Origin of the sequence: Pseudomonas fragi (assembly GCF_900105835.1) — a bacterium.
In the GTDB taxonomy this organism is placed as follows: domain Bacteria; phylum Pseudomonadota; class Gammaproteobacteria; order Pseudomonadales; family Pseudomonadaceae; genus Aquipseudomonas; species Aquipseudomonas fragi.
On sequence record NZ_LT629783.1, the window covers coordinates 997,448 to 1,019,735 of the forward strand.

The following is a 22,288-nucleotide window of genomic DNA, read 5'->3' on the forward strand; positions in this document are numbered from 1 at the left end:
GTCAAGGATCGGCACGGTGCCGGGCCGCGTTATTTAATCAGGCGCACTTCCTTGGACGGTCGATAGCCGAAATAGGCGCTGTAGCACTTGCTGAAATGGCTGGGCGAGACAAACCCGCAGGCCACCAGTACCTCCACTTGTGACAGCTCGGTGTGCTGCAGCAACCGGCGCGCTTCGGTGATGCGCAATTCCAGGTAATAGCGTTGCGGTGTGGTGCCCAGTTGTTCCTTGAACAGGCGCTCGAGCTGACGCCGGGAACGGCCGACATAGACCGCCAGTTGCTCAAGCTCCAGGGGGTCTTCGAGGTTGGCGTCCATCAGCTTGACCACTTCGCGCAAGGGCGCACTGACGCAGATATTTTCCGCCGGCTTGATCCGTCGGTAGCGCGACTCCTCAAATGCCAGAATATCCTCGATACCCTCCACCAGCGCCTTGTCATGCAGGCCCTTGATCCAGCCCAGAGCCATCTGGAAGGCTCCGGCAGGGCTGGAGGCAGTCAATCGGTCACGGTCGATGACATAGGGTTCGCTGGTGACCTGCGCCGCCCTGGCCACTTCCGCCAGCGCCGGACGATGCTCGGGGTGGATCGCGCAACGATAACCGTCCAGTACCCCGGCGCTGGCGAGAAACCAGGCGCCGTTCCATAGCCCGCCCAACGTGATGCCCTCACGCGCAGCGGCCCTGAGCAGGTTGCTCAGCGCATCGCTGATCTTTAATTCGGTCCGGTAGCCGCCGCAGATCACCAGCAGGTCCAGTTCATGGATCATCGCCGAATCGATACAGGCATCGGGGCGGATCACCAGGCCCAGATCGCTGACCACCTCACTGTCGCTCAAGCCATAGGTGCGCGAAGAAAACAAACCGGCACGCAGCAGGTTGGCGGTGATGAGGGTGTCCAGTGCCTGGGTGAAGGCCGGCAGCGAAAAATGCTCCAGCAACACAAAACCGGTGCGCACCATGGGTCCTGGCTCTATGGCACTGTCTTTGAGGTAACGAAGGTTCTTGCCCTTCATGCCGGTGCTGAATTGACGTCGTTCGGTCAAGATTCGATCCGTTTCTTGTGTATTTATAAGGCGCAATCCTAACCGGCGGCAGGCCAAAAATCTCCTGGCATGCCCGCGGCCCTTCTCCCTGCCAGATAGGCCGATACTCCCAGTCCGCCTGGGAGTATCAGCCGATGCGCAAGCTGACGCGCAAATCCATAGTTGATTTCTGTCGCAATAAATTCCCAGCGGTCAGCCCTGTGACCGTAATCCGCCAGGAGAGCACCATGGCTATCATCTTGAACAGCAGCATCACGGTCGATGAAACGAGCGGTTTACAGAACGCCGCCACCTCCACCGATATCGAAGATATCAACGATAACGACATAACTGTCGCGGCCATCAATGCTACCGACGATACCGGCGATCTGCCCTTCCCGTTCGAGTCCCGGCTGTTCGCCCTGCTGGGCGCCACCCCGGTCAAAAATGCGGCGCTGAGCGGTTATTCCGGCGCTGCCGGCAATACCGGTGCCGACCTGATCACCATTACCGGCACCTATGTAGACCTGGCCTTTACCGATGCCCAGGGCAAGGCGCTGGGCGATTCGGGCAACGCCAATGGCGGCTCGGACTGGAGCGGCCTGTATACCCTCGATGGCACGAAAATATTTCTCTACTCGGACACCAACAACAATATCGTGCTGGGCCGTGCCGGTAGTGAGGGTGCTACACCTGCCCCCGACGACGATCTGGCCAACCCGAACGGCACCATCATCTTCGCCGCCTATCTCGAGCAGACAGCAACCGGGGCCAAGGTGTGGATGGTGCAGCAAGAACAGCTGATGCATCCGGATACCGCCAACCCCGACGATGTGGTCGACATGACCAACCACCTCTGGGTGACAGCCAGCCAGGATCTGGCCTTTGATTTCGCCGGCTTGCCCTCCGGGCAAAACGGTTTTCTGATGTTCAAGGCAGGTGGCAGCACCACAGGCCTGATCGTTACCGGCATGGACCCGGACCAGGTACCCGCCAACCAGGCTGACACCGTCAACACCAGCCAGGGCGCAGGGCCGACCACCATCGGTACCAACAGCCAGGGGATCAAGGCTGGCGAAGGCATGATTTTCAGTTTTATCACCAACCCGGACGCGCGCTACACCGTGCCAGACTTGACCCATGGTGAGGCGACCAACGAAAGCAATATCCTGTTTGGCGGGCTCTTCGCGGCAAGCGGTGCAACCATTATCATCGCCCAGGCCACGCCGCCAAAAACCTGCGCAGCCACCATCAGCGCCTTTACCACGGGCCTGGAAGTCGGCTCGGCCTACTATGACGGCCTGCTCGACGGCAATGGTCATGCGGTGAACGGGGCCGACAATCTTGGTTATATCGCCAGCGTCACGGTAATTGGCGCCAACGGGGTGGCCATCGCAGGCCTGACCGGGGTCACGACCAATACCACGCTCGGCAGCATCAGTGTGACCTTCACTACCAGCAATGCAGGGCTTGACCGCACCGCAACGATTGTCGGCTTTGAAGCCAACTTCTCCCTGCAATACACCGTTGATGGCACCCATAACCGCGTGGTGATTGAAAACAGCGGCACCGGCAACTCCACGTTCGATATCGGCGGCTTCCATCTGCCCAATGTGGTGGCAGTGCCTCAGGAAGTCGGCAGTCAACTGAACTTTGAAGACGACGGCCCTGCCGCCGCCGGGCTGCCGGTTACGGCACTGGTGGATGAAGACAGCCTGGCCGGTGGCATCGACGGCGGTGTCGGCGACGCGGGCCTGCTGGTTCCTGCATCGGCCTCCGGCACTGTGGCCACTGTGTTCACCTCCGGTACCGATGCACCGGCGAGCTACTCCTTGTCCAATGACACCTCCGGCGTGCAAGTGTTTGACAGCGCCGCGACTGCAGTGGCGCTGGCCTCCAAGGGCGAGACGGTTAAATATGACGTGATCGGCAACACCCTGTGGGGCTATGTCGGCGCTGCTGCCGAATATGTCGCCGCCACTGACCGCGCCGTCTTCAAGCTGGAGCTGACCAATACCTCTGACGGCAGCTATACCTTCACCCTTCTCGATCAACTCGACCACCCGGATACGGTGGGCGGCGACAACAGCGAAAACGAATTGCTGCTGCAGCTGGGTTCGGTGCTGAAGGTCACCGACAAGGACGGCGACTCGGTCACCGCTACGGCGCAGAAACTGGTGATCACGGTGGACGACGACACGCCCATCGCCACACTGAACCAGCTCACGGGGACGGTAGATGAAGACGGTGTGCTCGAAGGTGCGGCTAACGCTGGCCCCGGCGATGGTATCGCCGGTGGTACCGGGGACGTGGCCGGGGAAATCGTGCTGGCCAGCGGCAATGTCAGCACCCTGTTCCAGTCTGGTGCGGACGAGGCCCTGAGCTACTCGCTGACCACCAACGGCCTCGCAGCACTGGGCCTGAAAAGCGCCGGAGTAACCGTCACCTATGCCGTGGCCTTTGATGCTGTCAGCAGCACCTGGCTGCTCACTGCCTCGGCAGGTGCGGGCAATACGGCGTTCACATTCAGCCTGCATGCAACCACGGGGGCTTATGCCTTTACCCTGGTGGATCAACTCGATCATGCCTCTGGCCTGAACGAAAACGATCTGAGCATTGCCCTTGGCACTGCGATCAATGCCACTGACTTTGACGGTGATACGGTAACGGCAGCCGCCAACGGCCTGGTGATCACGGTGAACGACGACACGCCAATCGCCACGATCAATCAACTCACCGGCACCGTGGACGAAGACGGTGTGGTGGAAGGCGCGGCTAACGCTGGCACCGGCGATGGTATCGCTGGTGGTACAGGGGACGTGGCCGGGGAAATCGTGCTGGCCAGCGGCAATGTCAGCACCCTGTTCCAGTCCGGTGCGGACGAGGCACTGAACTACTCGCTGACCACCACCGGCCTGACGGCACTGGGCCTGACGAGCGGCGGCGTAGCCGTCACTTACGCAGTCGGCTTTGACGCAGGCAGCAGCACCTGGCTGCTCACGGCCTCGGCCGGTGCAGGCAATACGGTGTTCACGTTCAGCCTGCACGCCGCAACCGGCGCTTATGCCTTCACTCTGGTGGACCAACTCGACCATGCCACTGGCCTGAACGAGAATGATCTGACCATCGCCCTCGGCACCACCATCAACGCCACCGACTTTGACGGCGACAGCGTCACAGCAGCGGCGAACGGCCTGGTGATCACGGTGGATGACGACACGCCAATCGCATCGATCAATCTGCTCACCGGCACGGTGGACGAAGACGGTGTACACGAAGGCGCGGCCGACTCTGGCCCCGGCGATGGTATCCCGGGCGGTACAGGGGACGTAGCCGGGGAAATCGTATTGGCCAGCGGCAATGTCAGCGCCCTGTTCCAGTCCGGTGCGGACGAGCCGCTGAGTTATTCCCTGACCACCAACGGCCTGACGGCACTGGGCCTGAAAAGCGGCGGTGTCACCGTGACCTATGCCACTACCTATGACGCGGGCAGCAACACCTGGTTGCTGACCGCTTCTGCCGGGGCCGGCAATTCGGTGTTCACCTTCAGCGTGCAGGCGGCGACCGGGGCCTATGCCTTTATGCTGCTCGATCAACTCGACCATGCCGCCGGCCAGAACGAGAACGATCTGAACATCGCTCTGGGCACGGCAATCAACGCCACGGACTACGACGGCGACAGCGTCACAGCCGCCGCCAACGGCCTGCTGATTACTGTGGATGACGACTCACCTGTGGTAACGGCCAAGTCCAATGTGGTCTATGCCAACTCCAGCAACCCAACCCCCGGCGGCACTGGCGTATTTGCCTATGACATCGGCGCGGATGACCGCCTTGGGACAGTCTACAGCTCCGCAAACAGCGACTTGTCCGTAAGCATGGGAGACAGCACGGTAGGCACCACTGCCATCACCAACAAAGTGGTGACATGGGCCTCGGAGTCAGACACCAGTGCGGTGTTCAACCTCTCCTTCACCTACGTCTCCAACAACCCGACGCTGGGCGCGCTGACCAACGCAACCGGCACCATGACCTTTGACAAGGTGGCAGACACCTACACGCTGAGCCTGGCGGACGATATCGACAGCTTCAGCATCCTGAAAACCTCCGCCGCACAGGGTTTTACCGGCTATAACATTGGCGGTACGACGCCCATCAACCAGCAACCGCCGGTGTCGGTGGCCAAGTTGGCCGATGACTTCTTTGTGCAGTTCAGCGGTTTCGCCGAACAGGGTTCAGGCACGGGTGCCAATAACATCATGGCAGGTGGCAACAACGCCTTCGTCCCCGGCGAGCTGTTCTCTGCTGCAACCTCATGGGTGAGTGTTTCCGGGACCGCCGCAGGCGTGGCCGGTGACACCATCCAGCAAGGCGAGGTAATGGACCTGGACTTCTTCACCGCCAGCCCGTTCGGTGATACAACCGCAGCGCCCACGGCCACCAGCAAAGGGATCTACGTCAAGTTCGACGGTATCGGCAGCGAGGACCTGATACTGGTGCTCAAGCTGATCGATCCTGATGACAATAGCCTGATCACCCGGGCGATCATTGTCGACAGCGAAGACATCATCATAAAAAACGCCTCGACTTCACCCAATAACTTCCACCCGATAGCGAACCCGGCAGCCTACGGGATCACTCTGGATCAGAACGACGGTGCAGTGATTGTCGAAAGCAATGACTATAATTTCGGCAACGAGAACTACCTGATCCAGGGCCTGCAGGTGCTGGTTTCCACCGAGGGTGTCACCGGTAGCGGCTACAACCTCAATGGCAATGTGGGTGTCAGCGGGGCCAGTACCGGCAACACCTTGACCTTCAGCAACGAGTCCGGCGAGGGCAGTAAAAGCAACCCTGTTGAAGCCGGTGAAGCAGGAACCTGGGATGGCGATGTGGTCAAGATCACCGACCTGGGCTTCGTAACGTCGACGACGCCGGATGCCCATCTGACCTTCAATGTCGTGGTGACGGATGCGGATGCCGATGCAACCCCCGCCCAGACCCTGGATGTGACCATTGAAGGGGACAAGACCTTCACCGGTGGTGTGGGGGCCGACACCTTCAACTTCAGCGGCCTGGATACCGATGGCTCACTGACTGCGGCAACGGCTGTGATCTCCGCCGGCTTCACTTCCGGGGTGGATACGCTGAACTTCCCGACCGCAGGTACAGGGGCGAACTATACGGAAGTGGCGGCCCCTGCGGCCAACGTGGCGGCCTTTATCACGGCAGCCGATACGGCGCTCAACGGCACCACCAACTACTACTTTGGCGTCGTTGGAGGCGACGGCTATCTGGCATACGACGGTGACGGTACGGGGATCACCAGCATTATCAAGCTGGTGGGTGTGACTGATATTGCTCCGACTGACATTGTCTAAATGTCGCAGCAAGCAAAAGGCCTGGCTCCCATAAGGAGCCAGGCCTTTTTTTGACTGACCGTTATTGACCGTCAAACAGCCCGTGCTTGATCGCGTACATCAGCAAGTCCGTCCGGTTGATCAGGTCAAGCTTCTGGTAGATGTTGCTCAGATGGTTATGCACGGTGTGTTCGCTGATGCCCAGGTTCCCGGCAATGCTCATGTACTTGGCCGAGGGTTCGTGCACGATGGCGCGAATCAGCTCTCTCTCGCGCAAGGTCAGGCGCGATTGTTTCTCCAGCTCCAGATTGTGTTTCAACACCGTGTGCCCGCTCGCGGCATAGTTGCCAAGCCCGCCGGTCCAGGCCCGGTTGAGCCCGGTGTCACGATAGTGGACCTTGATGATGGCAAGGATGATCGACTCTGTAGGATCTTCCGCCAGCACGATGCCACGAGCACCCGCTTCCATTGCCTGGGCTGCGGGTATGACGTCGTACAGCCCCTTGAGCACCAGCACTTTCATCCCGGTGCTGCGGGTGAGTTGGCTGATGACTGCCAGCGGGTTCAGGGCGTCCGGAAAAAAGCTGAAGAAGATGACATGGGGCCGCAACTGATCGGCAAGGTCAAGCGCATGGGTATAGGTGGTGGCCTGGCCGCTCACTTCCATTTGAGGCTTCCTGGCATTGATCAAGTCGTGAAGCCCCCTGAGAACAAGGGGGCGACAGTCGATCAGCATCACGCGTATGGGTTTTCTGAGAGGCGGCATTACCTTCCTGACTCCCTTGAACAATCAAACACCCCTACCCGTTGCCCGTACGAATAGTGCCATTTACTGCTCCGGCTCAGGTTGCACGTACTGGCCAACACCGGGCAAAACCATTGAAGCGAAATAAACAGGAATAATTATCAATAGCTTGCGCCTTTTGATGTTCTCCCTCGGGCTGTCAGGTAAGTCTAGGACAGAGCTGCGTGCTGCCGCGGCTGCCTGCACTGCAGTTGGGCAAGCACGCTTCTTTCAGGCGCCTGGCAGCTTTTCCTGCAAAAGCTCAGCAACCCACGCAAATCAAGGCCTTAAGCGCGCGGACGGGGGGGCGTGCGGCATGCATGACATATGACATATGCGTCAAAAAAACAGACAGATGGTGTAACGCCAAGCTAACAGATACGCAAGAAAGTCAATTAACTGGCGCCACTATGGGGAGGCAATATCCGGCCCGGGGCTACCCGGATTCAGCCAGAGGTTAACGCTTGCGACACTATCCCCAGGGGGGTTTCCCGCCCAGCGATTAAGCGTAATGACATTGGTAACGAAGTCGTACTGGGTCTTGAGCAAATCTCTATGAGCCCGGTATTCGTTACGCACACTGGTCAACACATCGACGGCATTGACCATCCCGTAGCCGAACGCTTTCTCTGCAGCGGCTCTGGACAGCTGTGCCGAGGCCAGGGCATTGCGACTGGCACTGATCTTCTCTGCGCTTGTATCGGCCGTCAGGTAGGCGCTGGTGATTTCCTTGACCACCCGCCGCTGTACCGACTCCAGCTGTTGCTCGGCCGCGATTTGATCCTGATACAGACCGCGCACCCGTGCCGAGGTAGAGCCGCCGCTGTATATCGGCACCTGCAGGCCGATCCCGGCCACATAACTGTCGGTCCGCGGCACCAGGGCGTTGTTGTAGCCTTCGTTGGACTGCTGCGCGCTAAGGGTCAGACTCAGTGTCGGGTAGTGGCCACCCTTGCCACCGCGCAACGCCGCGCCAGCTACTTCAACCCCGCTTTCATTGGCCTTGAGCGCCGGATTTTGCGCGATCCCTTCGCGCACCCAGCTTTCCAGGCTCTGCGCCGAGACGCGCAACTGCACATCGTCACGCACGCGACTGAGCTTCTCCTTGACCGGCCGTCCGACAATCTCGGCCAGCGCCGCGCGACTGACACTGACCTGGTTGCGCGCATCCAGTACCTGTGCCGCCAGCCCGTCGACACGAGCCTTGAGGTCCAACTGATCGGTAATCAGGGCTAACTGTTTGGCATACAACGCGTTGACCCGGTCCAGGCTTTTTTGCGTGGTGCGCAACTCGGCCTGAATCAGCTCCAGCTCGTCCTCGGCGGCCAAAACCGTGAAGTAACGCCGGGCCAGCTCCACAGTGGCTTCGGACTGTGCCTCAAGGGCTTCGGAATCAGACTGTTTGGCCATGCTTTTGAATTTTTGGTAATTCTCCCAGGCGGACTTGTTGTACAGGTACTGGCGCAATACCAGGCTGTAGATTTCACTGTCGAAACTCTGCTGCACCAGCTCGTTTTCCTGGTGGATCCGGTTCGCCCCGGCATTGAGCGCAACCTGCGGAAACAGCGTCCCCAAGGCTTCGCGCTGGTACTCCTGCCCCGCTTGCGCCCGCGCACGGGAGGCCAGTATTCGCGGATCTTGCAAACGTGCCTCGCGATACAACTGCATCAGGTCGGTGGTGAATGTCGAGGCGCTGACCCCTTCTGGCGCCGGCACGGCGGCTTGCACAAGGGCAACCCCCGCGGCAAGCCCGAACAAACCGCCCAGCACACGTGCAGTCACTTGCATGGTCATTCCTCGATCATCGATTGTGAGATGGCATTGCGCGCCGGTTGCAGCAGATAGTGCAGCAGCGTGCGCTGCCCGGTAATGATCAACACGTCAGCAGGCATGCCTGGCAGTAACTTGCGCTCCCCCAGAGTGTGCTCGCCGGCCTTGGTCACCTTGACCCGTGCCAGGTAATAACCGGCCCCGGTTTTTTCATTGATCAGCCGGTCCGCCGAGACACTGCTGACCTCGCCCTCGATCACTGGCGTGGTGGCGCTGTTGAACGCGCCAAAACGAATATCAGCACGCTTGCCAATGGCAATTCGATCAATGTCCACCGGCGCCACCTGGGCCTCTATGACCAGCCCCGACACTGACGGCACAATGTCCAGCAGTGGGGTCGCCGGGCGTACCACGCCGCCGATCGTATGCACGGTCATGCCGATCACCATGCCCGCTTCGGGGGCGCGAATCACGATATGACCCAGACGGTCTTCGAGGGCCGCGGCCCGCTCCTGCAGGTCGTAAATTTTGCTCTGGATTTCGGCCAGTTGCTTGACCACTTCGGCATTGAAGTCCTTGTCGATTTGCAGGATCTGCAACCGGGTTTCATTGATCTGCAGCCGTGAGGTGGTGATTGCGGATCGGTGCTCGACCACTTCGGACCTGAGCAGTTGACGCTTGCGCTCCTGCTCCAGCAGGCGTTGCTTGTCGACAAAACCCTGGGCCAGCAGATCGGTCAATTCGACGATTTCGCCGCTGTAAGACCTGTCCAGATGCCCCTTGGCGCCGATAATCGCCTGAGTTCCATTGATCTGCTCATTCAACTGGTCAATACGCTCTTGCAACACGGCAATCTGGCCCAGGCGCGAACCGCGTTGCGCGTTGAACACACGGATCTCGCCCTGGCGCGCTTCGCTACCGCGCAGCTTGTCGGCAGGGGCCAGCGGTTCAAAAACAATCTCGGGCAGGCTGTCCCGCTCTGCAACCAGCCGGGCCTCCATCGCTTTGGCGGCAATCAGTTGCCCGCGAGTCATCTGGTATTCGAAGCGCAGCGGCGTATCGTCGAGAATGATCAGCGGGTCATCCGGTTTGACAATATCGCCGTCATGCACCAGCACCTCCTTGACGATGCCGCCTTCAAGGTGCTGCACCGTTTTGCGATACGCCTGCACGGTTACCACACCGGGTGCATAGGCGGCACCATCGAGCGGTGCGAATGCAGCCCAGATGCCAAACACACCAAAAGTCAGCAATACAACGGCAAACCCCAGGCGCCGGATTTTTCGATCGCAGGTGGTCAGTTCGGCAAAATGGTCAGTTGATTGAATTGGGGTCATGGGGTTCATCGAAACTGTCCTTGCCGTTAGCCACCGAAGCCATGGCGGTATCAGACTGCATGGCCTGTTTGGGTGTCTGCTGTGCGTTGAGCTCGTTCAGCACCAGCTCACGCGGCCCGAACAGACTGATGCCGCCGTTGCTCATCACCATGAGCCGGTCAAGCTGGGACACAATGTTGGTGCGGTGGGTAATCACAAACAGGGTGGCGCCTGAGAGCCTGATGTTATGAAGGGCGGCGATCAGGGCACGGTCGCCGACTTCGTCAAGGTTGGAGTTGGGCTCATCGAGGATAATCAGCCGCGGGCTGCCGTACAGGGCACGGGCCAGTCCGATACGCTGGCGCTGCCCGCCGGAAAGCACCACGCCGTCACCGCCAATCACGGTGTCATAGCCATCGGGCAACAGCAGGATCATGTCGTGTACACCGGCCGTGGTGGCCGCAAGAATGACCTGCTCTGGATCGACCAGGGCAAAGCGGGCAATGTTGTCGCTGACGCTGCCTTCGAACAGCTCGATATCCTGGGGCAGGTAGCCTATATGGGGGCCCAGGTCATGTTTGTCCCAGGCGCTGATATCCGCGCCATCGAGGCGCACCACGCCATGCAGCGGGGCCCAGATGCCCAGCAGCGCCCTGGCCAGGGTCGACTTGCCGGCGGCACTGGGGCCGATAATGCCGACCACGCAACCGGCCGGCACGCTGAAGCTGATGTTCTTGATGATCGGGATATTGGAACCGGGAGCCGCAACGCTGAGGTTCTCGACCTGCACATCGCCCTTGGGCGCCGGTAATCGCATGCGCTCGGGCTGGGCCTGCTGCTTGGCCAGGATGGCATTGAGCCGGGCGTACTGCGAACGCGCGGCAATAAAGCCCTTCCAGCTGCCGATGATCAGATCGATGGGCGCCAGTGCGCGCCCCAGCAATACCGACCCGGCAAACACCAACCCGGCCCCCACCTGATGATCCACGGCCAGATAAGCGCCCAGACCGAGAATCAGCGACTGCACCAGAATCCGGAACGACCTGGACAGCGTGCTGATCATGGCCCCTTTGTCGCTGGCCCGGGATTGCAGCATCAGCACATTTTTTTGCCGGTTCCACCAACGTTCCATCAGGGTTTCAAGCATGCCCATGGATTCGATGACTTCAGCATTGCGCAGGTTTTTTGTGGTGTAGAGCGAAGCGCCAATATGCTCCTTGTTGGCCTGGGCCAGCGTTGGCCCGGTCAGCCTTTCATTGATAAACGCAAGCACCAGCAACAACAGCGCACTGCCTGTCGCCACCCAGCCGAACCAGGGGTGAAACATAAACATCACGGCGATATAGATGGGCAGCCAGGGCGCATCGAAAAAGGCGAACAGGCCGTTACCGGAGAGAAACTGGCGCAGGCCGGTCAAATCGTTGAGCGGCTGGGCCGAGGCGTCCATCCCGCCGCTTTCCAGGGCCCGCTTGAAACTGGCCTTGTAGACCTGGCGGCTGAGCAGCATGTCGAGGCGGTTGCTGACCCGGACCATGATCCGCGATCGCGTCCACTCAAGGCAGCCGAGGGTAATCACCAGCCCGGTCATGATCAGCGTCAACATGGTGAGGGTGGTCAGGCTGCCGCTGGGGATCACGCGACCGTAGACCTGCAACATATAGAAGGTGGGAACGAGCATTAACGCATTGATAAAGAAGCTGAAAAAACCGACAGAGAGAAAGCTTTCCCGGCAGGCTTTCAACGCATTGTGCAGGCTGTTTTCAGATGGGCTACGCATTGAAAATTCCAGCTTTGAAAGCCTTCGTTAGTGAAGCGTAGATCATGGCCGGGCGGTGTGCGCAGCATCACACCTCACGAAACCAGCACCGCCAGCCAATGGCTGACAGATACGCGCTCAGGCACATCCCCCCTCAGGGCAAAATCACCCACTGCCCGGCTTATCGGTTAAACATTCGGTTACGGATGAAATCCTTGAATTAATACATATCTGGAGTAGGCTGATTTTATAGACCCCTATGGAGGCCGTCATGCAGCTAGTCGCCCATAACCCTGAACCGGACATCACCAGCGGTGATGCTGGCCGAGTTGCCCTGACCTTTTTCTTCAATCTGATGGAGCATTGGGGCTGCACCAAGGACCAGCAGTGCACCCTGCTTGGCGCCATTGGCAACACCACCTACTTCAAATACAAAAAACTGCCGAACGTGCGCTTGCCCCACGATACCCTGGAGCGCATTTCGTACTTGATGGGCATTCACAAGGCACTGCGTATCCTGTTCAGTAACACCCCGGAACGGGCCTACCAATGGGTACACAAACCCAATACCGCAGCGCCCTTCAATGGCCAGAGCGCCCTGGGCTACATGCTCGCCGGCCAGGTGGTCGATCTGGCGGATGTGCGCCGCTATCTGGATGGAGTGCGCGGCTGATGCCTGATGCAGTGCTGCCTGAATGGACCAGGGCTTATCGCATCGTCAACAGCGCCTTCCCGCCCATTTCAGTATTTGAAGACACCCTGGACCCGGCCGACCTGGAGATCGCCTTTGTCCTTGAAAGCCTCACCAATGACCGTCTGCGTGACCAGGCTGGCGTCCTGCAGCGGGTAAAGCCGCAAGACCGGTTGTGCGGCGAAGGGTCGACACCCGTCATGGCCGCCTTTACCCATATTGGCCGGGCCAGTCGTTTTACCGATGGCACTTATGGTGTGTACTACTGCGCCAGCAGCGTCGAGGCGGCCATTGCTGAAACCTGTTTTCACCAGGAACAGTTCTGGCGGGCCACCCGCGAGCCCAGTATTGAAATTACCTTGCGGACTTATATCAACCGCGTTGTACAACCGATGATCGATATACGCGGCGTTGCCGACCTGCACGATCCCTCACCTGCCCGTTATGGCCTGAGCCAGGATTTTGCCCGGCCACTGCGTGCAGAAGGCGCCTGGGGCCTGCTGTACAACAGCGTGCGGCTGAGCGGCCACGAGTGCGTGGCAGCGTTTCGCCCTCCGGCGCTTTCGTTACCGGTGCAGGGCCAGCATTTTCGCTATGTGTGGGATGGCAAGGCGCAGGCAATTGCCTGGGTGCTGCAACTCAGCGAAGTGCCGAGGTAAGACCAGGGCGACATAAATGCCACCGCCCCGGCTCAGGTGTTACAAACCATCCGTTGGCTTGAGCGTGCGCTCGGCAATAGCCTCAGCGCTTTTTTCCTGCCAAACCGGCCAGTACTCCGCGCGCTTTTTCTCGACGCTGGCCTTGACCCGCTGGTACCAGGCCAGGGATTTCGGCGAGTTGGTGACCAGATCGGTGTCTTCGACCCAGCCCTTGAAGTTATTGGACTTCAAGCTGTGGGCCGCATCCGGCTCATTGCTGATCGGCCACAGGGAAAACCGGGCCTTCCACAACCCCATGCGCGGCGTAACCAGCGCGTAGTAGGTTTTGCCAGCCACCAGATCGGCCTCCATAAAGTCAGCCGCTTCGGACACCACCATAAAGGTGTGTTTGCCAGGGGTGGTCGGGTGGGCGATCTTGGTGCCATTGGCCATTACGCCGATAAAACGGGTTTGGCCATCGGTCACGTCATACAGTGAAGAGACAATGGCTTTGCCGGTATAGGCATCGCGCATAAACACCACTTGTGCCATGTCGGGGCTCGGGGCCTGCACCGCCTGGTCGGCTACCGGGGCCATCGGGTTGCTGGCGCAACCGGCCAGCAGCAAGCTGCCCAACAGGGTAAAGATATAAAACACGCGCATTTACAGCTCCTTTGAATGGCAACATCCTGACCCGACACCTGTCGGGCCCGCGGCATTATCGGCACATCTTGCCCCAGCCACCAACCGGAACATTGACCGCGATCCCCGCTCACAGGGTGTATTGCCTGAACAGTTCCTCCTTGATAATCAGCAACGCATCTTCGTAGTAACGCTCGCCGCGCGCCTCACTGAGCAATACCGAGCGCACACTGCCCTCGCCTTCGGCGGGCGTGTGTTCGCACGTCAGGTAAAACTCGGCGGTATCGGGCTTGAATTCCAGGTAATAGAACAGCTCGCGACCTTCGCGGTGCCAGTAGCCAATTTCTCTGCGCATGGGGGTCCTTGGATAGTCAGGGGTGTTGCAGGCATGCAATCCGCTGCAGCGCCACTTTCAGCACCTGGGCGCTGGCAGCCGCCGTCAGGCTGATGCGCACCGCATGGCTTGGGGTGGATTTAACCGCAAAAACATCCGCGGGCACCACCTCAACCCCAACGGCACGACAGGCTTCGGCGCCGCCTGCCAGCGTCACCCAGATATGCGGCGATGGTGCGTCTGCCGGGTCCATTGCCGGCCCCAGCAGCTTTCTTGCCAGGCGCCAGCGCCGGGTCACTTCCGCGGTTTGCCACTGCAGTCGCGCTTGCGCAGTGCCATCACTGATCCATTGGCAGGCGATAGCCAGGCACAGCGGCGATACGCCCCAATGCGCCGACTGCGCATAAGGATCGATACGCGCCAGCACAGACGGGCTCGCCACAATCCAGCCCAGGCGCACGCCCGCCGACACGGTCTTGGACAGGCTGGTGATCAAGACTCCCAGCTCGGGCATATAGCGGTACAACGGCGGGCTGGCGGTCAGCGCACCGTATACATCGTCTTCAATCACCTGCACACCATGATGCCTGGCGATCCGGGCAATCGCCTGTTTGCGTTCACTGCTCATCACCGCCGCAGTTGGGTTTTGCAGGGTCGGGGTCAACACGGCAACCCGCGCCCCGGTGGCACGAATCATCCTTTCGAAGTCCTGCGCCAGGATCCCCTCATCGTCCATCGCCACCCCTTGCATGGGCAAACGCAACTGCGCGCAGGCGGCCTTGATCCCCGGCGCGGTAAAGGCTTCAACCAGCACCGTATCGCCCGCCTGGCACAACGACAGCAGCACGGTAAACAACCCTTGCTGGGCACCGGTGCAGAGCATGATCTGCTCCACACTCAAATCCAGCCCGCGGCCCTTGAGCCAGGCGGCGCCCTGGACCCGCGCCTGTAGCAGATCGGCAGCACTCAGATAGCCCTGCAAGCGAATTGCCTGGCGACTGTCGAGCAACCAGGACAAGGCTTGCGCATCCTGCTCACCAAGGTGGTCGATGGCGGGCACGTTGGTGCGCAGATCGATACGGCTGGCCTGTTCGTCGGCGTGTTGCAGCCTGAACAGGGTCGCCTCCTGGCTGCTGGCCAGCACATAGGTGCCACGCCCCACCTCACCCGCCACCAGATGCCGCCGCGCTGCCTCGCGATAGGCCTGCATGGTGGTGCTGGGGTTCCAGCCCAGCGCCCAGGCCAGACGCCGCTGAGGGGGCAAGCGCGCTCCGGGTTGCAGTTCGCCACAGGCAATGGCCCGGGTAATGGCATCGACCAGCGCCAGGTAGCGCGGCTGGTCCGTGTCGGTGAGCGTCGGTATCCACATTTATTGTTGGCCATGCAATATAAGGGTCGGCCCATACAATGCGTTGTGCCTAGAATCGAGTCAAATCCCTCGATGACGGTGCGCCATGTTTGACTTGAATGCCCTTCGCCTCGCCGCCCACACCGTACACCAGACCCTGGCGCCAACCCCGCAGCTGGCCTGGCCTTTGCTGACCGAACGCATGGGTTGCACGGTGTGGGTCAAGCATGAAAACCACACCCCCACCGGTGCCTTCAAAGTGCGGGGTGGCCTTTTGTATGTGCAGGGTTTGCTGGCCCGCGAGCCAGGCACCACAGGCTTGGTCACCGCCACCCGCGGCAATCACGGGCAAAGCCTGGCGCTGGCGGCCCGCAGTGTGGGCCTGCCGATCCATATCGTGGTGCCGCAAGGCAACTCGGTTGAAAAAAACGCCGCCATGCGGGCATTGGGCGCAACCGTGATTGAATGCGGCCAGGACTTCGATGAAGCGCGGGCCGAAGCGGCGGCATTGGCGCAAAACCGGCAATGGCACCTGGTGCCGGCCTTTCATCCGGACCTGATCCGCGGCGTGGCCACCTATGCGCTGGAACTGCTCGAAGCCGTCGAAGAGCTGGACACGGTGTATGTCCCCATCGGCATGGGTTCGGGGATCTGCGGACTGATCCAGACCCGCGACCTGCTGGGCCTGAACACCGAGATTGTCGGGGTGGTGTCCAGTCACGCCGATGCGTTTGCGCAAAGTTTTGAACAGGGCCGTGTGGTGTGTACCGACTCTGCGCGCACGTTCGCCGACGGCCTGGCGTGTCGCCAACCGCTGCCAGAAGCGCTGGATATTATCCGCAAAGGCGCGGCGCGAATCATTCGGGTCACCGATCAGCAGATCGCCCACGGGATTCGGGTCTACCATGAAACTACCCACAACACCGCCGAAGGGGCCGGGGCCGCAGCGCTGGCCGGGTTGATCAGCGAGCAGTCGCGCCAGCAAGGCCGCCGCGTGGCGCTGATTCTCAGCGGTGCCAATATCGATCGCCAGCTCTACGCCTGGGTGCTGGCCGACGGGGCTGGCACGGCGGCCCAACCGCACTAGAGCAAGGAGCCTGTATGCAGTGCCTGATTCGCCGTGCCCTGCCAGTCGATGCCCAAGCCGTCAGCAACGTGGTGATCGCCGCCTTGCGTGAGTCCAACGCCCGGGACTATGCCCCGCAGGTAATCAGCGCTGTCGAGCAGCACTTCTGCCCGACCTCGATCCTGAATCTGATGCAACAACGCCAGATGTATGTAGCCGTACTAGAACAGCAGGTCGTGGGCACTGCCAGCCTGGATCAGGCGGTGGTGCGCAGTGTGTTCGTCAGCCCGCACCATCAGGGCCGTGGCATAGGCCAGCAATTGATGGCGCGCCTCAAGGACGCCGCCATTGCTGCGCAGATTGCAGAACTGCGGGTGCCCTCCTCGCTGACGGCGGAGTCTTTCTATGCGCAACTGGGCTTTGAGAAAGTGCGCGACGAGTACCACGGGGCCGAGCGTACGGTGATCATGGCCCTGCGTCTGGACGACTAAAACCCGGGGCAGCTATGCTCAACGCCATGACGCCTTCCGTGACGCTACGTTCACCCTGCCCACCCGGCGCCTGCATCTGCGAGCGGGAACAGCTGTTGGCAGCACCTGACAGCGACCTGCGGATCTTCAACCTCACGCGCCAGGCCGAGAAGGTGCTGCTGGAGCGGCTGGAGAACATACAAAGCCTCAGCGACCTGGAACATATGCAGCGGCGCATGCATGAGCAATTGGGCATTGAGGTGCTGATCGACCCCGGCCATACCGAAGTGCGCACCATGCGCGGCATTGCCATCCGCCTTGCCGAGCAGCCGGGGCTGTGCCGTAAAACCCGCCAGGCCATTCCGGCTGCCATTCGCCGCGCCCTGGAAAAACGCCCCGAAATTGCTTACAAACTGCTGGATGGTCATGGCTTGTTGCGCGACAGCTAAATTGGATCCAATAAACGCAAAAAACCCTGAATAAGCGGTAATTTGTAGCAAATGATCAAATTTTCTTGCCATAACCCGAACCGCGGCCCTATAAGCGCCTCTTTAAAATTATCAGAGAGCTATCAATGAGTGCCGGATTCACCGAGGACGACATGCGCAGAGCGCTCGGCCTTGATCTGCCTGCTACCCCGGTTCAACCTGAGGTTGAATTCGACGTTGAACCTGCCCCCGAAAAAATCGCCCCGGTTGTAAAAAAAGCGGCGGCACCTGCCAAGGCGCCATCACCTGCGCCGAAAAAGCGCAGCGGCCCGATTCTTCGCGTCACCATGCGGGTGACCAAGGTGTTTGACGGCGATGAAACCCTGTTTGTGCATGACTCCAAGGATCTGAGCCGCTTCAATGCTGAGCAAGAGGCCAAAAAGGCCCTGGCCAAAGCCGGCTTTAAATACTTTGAGCTCCAGTCTATCGTTTCCGTGGACTGACTTCGCACCGGCGATCTCCACCGATCGCCCGCTGTACCGCCCCCTCCAAGGAGCCCGAACATGCAATCGCAACCCCTGAACGCCAGCGACTTTGATGTGATCGAAAACACGTTGCTCAAATACGGCGACGATCACTCCGTGCTCAACCCTTCAGAACTCGACGGTTACTTCACCGCGCTGGTTTCGAGCCCGATGCAGGTCGATATTGGCGAATGGTTCCCGGCGATCTGGGGCGGTCAGAACCCGGCCTGGGAAAGCCCTGAAGAAGCCAAACAGTTCATCGAACTGAGTGTGCGTCATATCAATACCCTGGCCCGGCAACTGGCTGAGGACAGCAGCGCATTCACACCGCGTTTCGAGCAGACCGAACATCTGGGCCAGGACGTGACCCTGGCTGAAGAGTGGTGCTTCGGCTACACCCGCGCAGTAGCCATCAGCAACTGGCCAGCACTGCCGGCACCGCAAGCACGCCTGCTGCAAGCCATCGCCGACTGCGCCGAGAAGGACAACTTCGAACTGCCCGCCGACCTCGACGTAGCCGCCCATCAGCAGAGCGTTGCTGCCATTGCCCCCGCCGCGCGGGCGCTGCATGACTTTTGGTTGAGTCAGCGCTGACCTCGGCGAAGCTGATTTTGATTTTGTAGCAGCTGCCGAAGGCTGCGTCCGGCGGCGAAGCCGTCGTAAGATCAGCCACCGCGGCCATCCAGGTAAACCTCGTACCGCGTTTTTACAATCGCTTTGCAATCGGACGCAGCCTTCGGCAGCTGCTACGAATTGTCCTGCGGCACACTATAGAAACCATGCCATGCCCCTCCTCACCCATTTCAATACCCCGGTCAGCGAGCCGATCAACAGCCAGATCCTGCAACTGGTGGTCGATCACCTGAGCGATATCAGTGCGATGGAAATCGCCCCGAGCAATCTGCTGTACAGCATCTATCAATACGCCATCGGCTTTGAAGTGCACTTGTACCTGCAGGCACTCGATGGATCCAAAGGCATTGACGTTGAGTTGCTGGTCGCGACTGACGACCAGGACCCGGAAAAAGTGACCGGCTTCGCCCTGTACTTGCCCGTCAAGGACGATCCCCAGGCCTGCGGCATTGCCTATATGGCCGAACTGGCCAGCCATCGCCAGCAGGGTGTGACCCGGGCGATGGTCGCGCAGGTGGTGCGTCGCTACCCTCACACCGAACTGACCTGCAGCGTGGGCAAGGTCGCCGCATTCGAGGCGATGGGCCTGCAAGTCATCGGCACGCGCGGCCCGCAAGTGCTGATGAACACACGCGACCACAGCAGCGATGGCCTGATGGGTGTGCTCGACGTAGCCGCGATCTACCAGTCCACCGAAGTACGCCAGATCCATACCTACCTGCTGCAACGCAACGGCAAGAAGGCCATGCTCGACGCCGAGAAAAAGCGTGACCGCCAGATCGACCAACTGACCGCCAGGGCCAAAGCCTTCGTGGCACAGGCAAAAGACTAACCGGGTGAAATAACGCATCATGGGCGCACTCCGTTTAGAGGGAACCCGTATGCGTGCTCACTTCACCCTGAACCGTCTCGGCGCCTTGAGCCTGGGTCTGGCGTTCAGCGTTGGCGCCGTGGCCAGCGAAGAATCGCAACTGATCGAATCGATCAACGCCTACCGCAGCCAGATTCAGCTGTGCGCCGGGCAGCCATCGCAAGAGTTGCCGCCGCTGTCGGCCGACACCCGCCTGGTGCTGCCGGCCAGCAGCTTCGGCGATTTGCAGCAAGCCCTTGCCCGGGCGGCCTACCCGATGGTCAATGTGCAGGCGATCAACCTGTCCGGCCCTCGCGATGCGCAAGCCGCCATGAAAGCCGTGCAGGAAAGCTTTTGTCGCGTGGTGCTCGACCCGCAATTTGTCGATATCGGCGTCAGCCACGACCAGCGCGACTGGCGCATCGTTCTGGCCCGCCCGCTGCTGGCGGCACGCTTGGGTGACTGGCAGGCCGAAGGGCAAAAAGTCCTCGAGATGCTCAACAGTGCCCGCAACCAACCCCGCCAATGCGGCACCCAGACCTTCAGCCCCGCCGCGCCCCTGACCTGGAACAGCAACCTGGCCAGCGCTGCCGAAAATCATTCGCGGGACATGGCCAACAACAACTATTTCGATCATAAGGGCCGTGATGGCAGCACCCCGGGGGATCGTGCGGAACTGGCGGGCTATATCGCGCAACAGATCGGCGAAAACATCGCCGCCGGGCAAGACACCACGCGCAAGCTGGTCGATGGCTGGCTGGCAAGCCCTGGCCATTGTGCCAATGTGATGAACCCTGAGTTTCGCGAGCTGGGTGCTGCCTATGCGACAGACCCGAAAAGTGATGCGGGGATTTACTGGACGGCCCTGTTCGGGACCCAGTGAGGTAGTGCGCGGAGGTTGAACGAGGACGTCACGCCAAATAAAGCGGCCCCACCCGAACAGCATCGGGCGGGGCCGTTTTTTTACAGCGCCATGTCAGCCGCTGGATTGCTTGGCGCAGGCTTGGCCGGCGCTTGAGCAGGTGTTGCAGTGTGAGTCGCCGCCGGGATTGCCGGTGGTGGAGTCAGTTTCAGGACTTCAGCCGTGTAGGCCCACTCTTGAGCAACGCGATCAGGATCGCCGTTCAGCTTGGTGCCATAGCTCGGCACGATCTGGTGCAGCTTGGCTTGCCATTCTGGTGTCGCAACCTTGTCCTTGAACACGGTTTCGAGCACGGTCAGCATGATCGGTGCCGCAGTGGAGGCACCCGGGGATGCGCCCAGCAGGCCGGCGATGCTGCCATCTTTGGCGCTGACAATCTCGGTACCGAGTTTCAGCACGCCGCCCTTCTCTTCGTCACGCTTGATGATCTGCACACGCTGACCAGCCTGCCACAGGCGCCAGTCTTCGGACTTGGCGTTCGGGAAGTACTCTTTCAGAGCATTGAAGCGGTCTTCGTCCGACAGCATCAGCTGACCGGCCAGGTATTCAACCAGCGGGTACTGTTCGATACCGACTTTGGTCATTGGCCAGATGTTGTGCGTAGTCGTGCTGGTCAGCAGGTCGAAGTACGAACCTTCTTTCAGGAACTTGGTGGAGAAGGTTGCGAACGGGCCAAACAGGATGACGCGCTTGCCATCCAGCACGCGGGTGTCCAGGTGCGGAACCGACATTGGTGGCGCGCCAACCGAAGCCTTGCCATAGGCCTTGGCCAGATGCTGCTCGGCAACAGTCGGGTTTTCGGTCACCAGGAACGAGCCGCCAACCGGGAAGCCTGCGTATTCCTTGGCTTCAGGAATGCCGGATTTCTGCAGCAGGTGCAGGGCACCGCCGCCAGCGCCGATAAACACGAACTTGGCGTCAGTTTCGGTTGTGCTGCCGTCTTTCAGGTTTTTGTACACCACACGCCACGAACCATCTTCGTTGCGCTTGATGTCTTGCACTTCGCTCGACAGCTTCAGCGAGAAGTTAGGCTTGGTTTGCAGGTAGGCTGCAAACTGGCGCGTAATTTCGCCAAAGTTCACGTCAGTACCGATCGGCGACCAGGTAGCCGCGACTTTCTGGTTGGGATCACGCCCTTCCATCATCAACGGAACCCACTTCTTGATCTGCACCGGGTCTTCGGAGTACTGCATGCCCGCGAACAGAGGGCTGGCCTGCAATGCTTCGTAGCGCTTTTTCAGGAACTTGATGTTGTCGTCGCCCCACACAAAGCTCATGTGCGGCGTGGAGTTGATGAACGAGCGCGGATCTTTCAGCACGCCGTTCTTGACCTGCCACGACCAGAACTGGCGCGAGACCTGGAAGGCTTCATTGATTTCAATGGCCTTGGGGATCTCAACATTGCCGTTCTTGTCTTCCGGCGTGTAGTTCAACTCTGCCAGGGCCGAGTGACCGGTACCTGCGTTGTTCCAGCCGTTGGAGCTTTCCAGGGCAACGCCATCGAGACGTTCGATCATCTCCATGGACATGCCGGGTTCCAGCTCATTGAGCCAGACACCCAGAGTAGCGCTCATGATGCCGCCGCCGATCAGCAGTACATCCACGTGTTTTGGTTCTGCCGCCTGCACGGAGGTAATCCCCATGGTCAGCGCCAGGCCCAGTAGCCCCTTGTTCATTTTTTTTAACATGTTGTAGTACCTAAGATAAAACGCCATCTGCCCGGCACGCAGTGCC

At 60.1% G+C, this 22,288-nt stretch carries 19 protein-coding genes; 10 read left to right on the forward strand and 9 right to left on the reverse strand.

Annotated elements, in window-relative coordinates:
* Positions 1–29 precede the first annotated feature (29 nt).
* Positions 30–1,013 carry a GlxA family transcriptional regulator gene (locus BLU25_RS04270; RefSeq protein WP_050901289.1) on the reverse strand — a complete coding sequence of 328 codons (984 nt, stop codon included), beginning with the start codon at positions 1,011–1,013 and terminating at the stop codon, positions 30–32.
* A 257-nt stretch (positions 1,014–1,270) separates the two neighbouring features.
* Between BLU25_RS04270 and BLU25_RS04275 the strand changes: the two genes are divergently transcribed.
* A complete protein-coding gene (locus tag BLU25_RS04275) occupies positions 1,271–6,403 on the forward strand; it encodes a T1SS-143 repeat domain-containing protein (RefSeq protein WP_016781149.1) in 5,133 nt (1,710 codons plus the stop codon).
* A 61-nt stretch (positions 6,404–6,464) separates the two neighbouring features.
* On the opposite strand, the gene BLU25_RS04280 is transcribed toward BLU25_RS04275, so the two are convergent.
* The 4 genes from BLU25_RS04280 to BLU25_RS04295 all read right to left on the reverse strand — a co-directional run bounded on the left by BLU25_RS04280 (position 6,465) and on the right by BLU25_RS04295 (position 12,029).
* Complete coding sequence (locus BLU25_RS04280) at positions 6,465–7,148, reverse strand: response regulator transcription factor (RefSeq protein WP_029611443.1); 684 nt, start codon at positions 7,146–7,148, stop codon at positions 6,465–6,467.
* A 426-nt stretch (positions 7,149–7,574) separates the two neighbouring features.
* Complete coding sequence (locus BLU25_RS04285; RefSeq protein WP_029611444.1) at positions 7,575–8,954, reverse strand: TolC family outer membrane protein; 1,380 nt, start codon at positions 8,952–8,954, stop codon at positions 7,575–7,577.
* A 2-nt stretch (positions 8,955–8,956) separates the two neighbouring features.
* The gene (locus BLU25_RS04290; RefSeq protein ID WP_016781152.1) at positions 8,957–10,282 is read right to left on the reverse strand and encodes an HlyD family type I secretion periplasmic adaptor subunit; all 1,326 of its coding nucleotides are present in this window, start codon (positions 10,280–10,282) and stop codon (positions 8,957–8,959) included.
* On the reverse strand, positions 10,251–12,029 hold the full coding sequence (locus tag BLU25_RS04295) for a type I secretion system permease/ATPase (protein WP_016781153.1): 1,779 nt from the start codon (positions 12,027–12,029) through the stop codon (positions 10,251–10,253). The genes BLU25_RS04290 and BLU25_RS04295 overlap by 32 nt, the downstream gene beginning before the upstream one ends.
* Before the next feature lie 250 nt (positions 12,030–12,279).
* Between BLU25_RS04295 and BLU25_RS04300 the strand changes: the two genes are divergently transcribed.
* Positions 12,280–12,681 (forward strand): MbcA/ParS/Xre antitoxin family protein, encoded by a 402-nt coding sequence (locus BLU25_RS04300; protein WP_016781154.1) that lies wholly within the window; start codon positions 12,280–12,282, stop codon positions 12,679–12,681.
* Positions 12,681–13,358 (forward strand): RES family NAD+ phosphorylase, encoded by a 678-nt coding sequence (locus tag BLU25_RS04305; protein ID WP_016781155.1) that lies wholly within the window; start codon positions 12,681–12,683, stop codon positions 13,356–13,358. The genes BLU25_RS04300 and BLU25_RS04305 overlap by 1 nt, the downstream gene beginning before the upstream one ends.
* A 39-nt stretch (positions 13,359–13,397) precedes the next feature.
* Here BLU25_RS04305 and BLU25_RS04310 read toward each other — a convergent pair whose 3' ends face one another.
* From BLU25_RS04310 to BLU25_RS04320, 3 genes are all read right to left on the reverse strand, one after another.
* Positions 13,398–14,000, reverse strand: coding sequence for a YajG family lipoprotein (locus BLU25_RS04310; protein ID WP_016781156.1), 603 nt, complete (start codon positions 13,998–14,000; stop codon positions 13,398–13,400).
* Between the two features lie 109 nt (positions 14,001–14,109).
* The gene (locus BLU25_RS04315; protein WP_016781157.1) at positions 14,110–14,334 is read right to left on the reverse strand and encodes a hypothetical protein; all 225 of its coding nucleotides are present in this window, start codon (positions 14,332–14,334) and stop codon (positions 14,110–14,112) included.
* 16 nt (positions 14,335–14,350) lie between these two features.
* Positions 14,351–15,682 (reverse strand): aminotransferase-like domain-containing protein, encoded by a 1,332-nt coding sequence (locus BLU25_RS04320; protein ID WP_016781158.1) that lies wholly within the window; start codon positions 15,680–15,682, stop codon positions 14,351–14,353.
* Positions 15,683–15,767: 85 nt separating this feature from the next.
* On the opposite strand from BLU25_RS04320, the gene BLU25_RS04325 reads away from it, so the two are divergent.
* From BLU25_RS04325 to BLU25_RS04355, 7 genes are all read left to right on the forward strand, one after another.
* Positions 15,768–16,748 (forward strand): threonine dehydratase, encoded by a 981-nt coding sequence (locus BLU25_RS04325; RefSeq protein ID WP_016781159.1) that lies wholly within the window; start codon positions 15,768–15,770, stop codon positions 16,746–16,748.
* 14 nt (positions 16,749–16,762) lie between these two features.
* Positions 16,763–17,218, forward strand: coding sequence for a GNAT family N-acetyltransferase (locus BLU25_RS04330; protein WP_016781160.1), 456 nt, complete (start codon positions 16,763–16,765; stop codon positions 17,216–17,218).
* A gap of 26 nt (positions 17,219–17,244) precedes the next feature.
* Positions 17,245–17,646: a hypothetical protein gene (locus BLU25_RS04335; protein WP_037001246.1), complete on the forward strand. Its 402-nt coding sequence runs from the start codon at positions 17,245–17,247 to the stop codon at positions 17,644–17,646.
* A gap of 125 nt (positions 17,647–17,771) precedes the next feature.
* On the forward strand, positions 17,772–18,128 hold the full coding sequence (locus BLU25_RS04340) for a hypothetical protein (RefSeq protein ID WP_016781162.1): 357 nt from the start codon (positions 17,772–17,774) through the stop codon (positions 18,126–18,128).
* A 60-nt stretch (positions 18,129–18,188) separates the two neighbouring features.
* Entirely contained in the window at positions 18,189–18,743 is a 555-nt protein-coding gene (locus tag BLU25_RS04345; RefSeq protein WP_016781163.1) for a UPF0149 family protein, read from the forward strand.
* Between the two features lie 190 nt (positions 18,744–18,933).
* Complete coding sequence (locus BLU25_RS04350; protein ID WP_016781164.1) at positions 18,934–19,614, forward strand: hypothetical protein; 681 nt, start codon at positions 18,934–18,936, stop codon at positions 19,612–19,614.
* A gap of 49 nt (positions 19,615–19,663) precedes the next feature.
* Positions 19,664–20,515 carry a CAP domain-containing protein gene (locus tag BLU25_RS04355; protein WP_016781165.1) on the forward strand — a complete coding sequence of 284 codons (852 nt, stop codon included), beginning with the start codon at positions 19,664–19,666 and terminating at the stop codon, positions 20,513–20,515.
* Between the two features lie 80 nt (positions 20,516–20,595).
* Here the strand turns inward: BLU25_RS04355 and mqo are convergent, their stop codons facing one another.
* Entirely contained in the window at positions 20,596–22,242 is a 1,647-nt protein-coding gene (mqo, locus tag BLU25_RS04360; RefSeq protein WP_029611446.1) for a malate dehydrogenase (quinone), read from the reverse strand.
* Positions 22,243–22,288 lie beyond the last annotated feature (46 nt).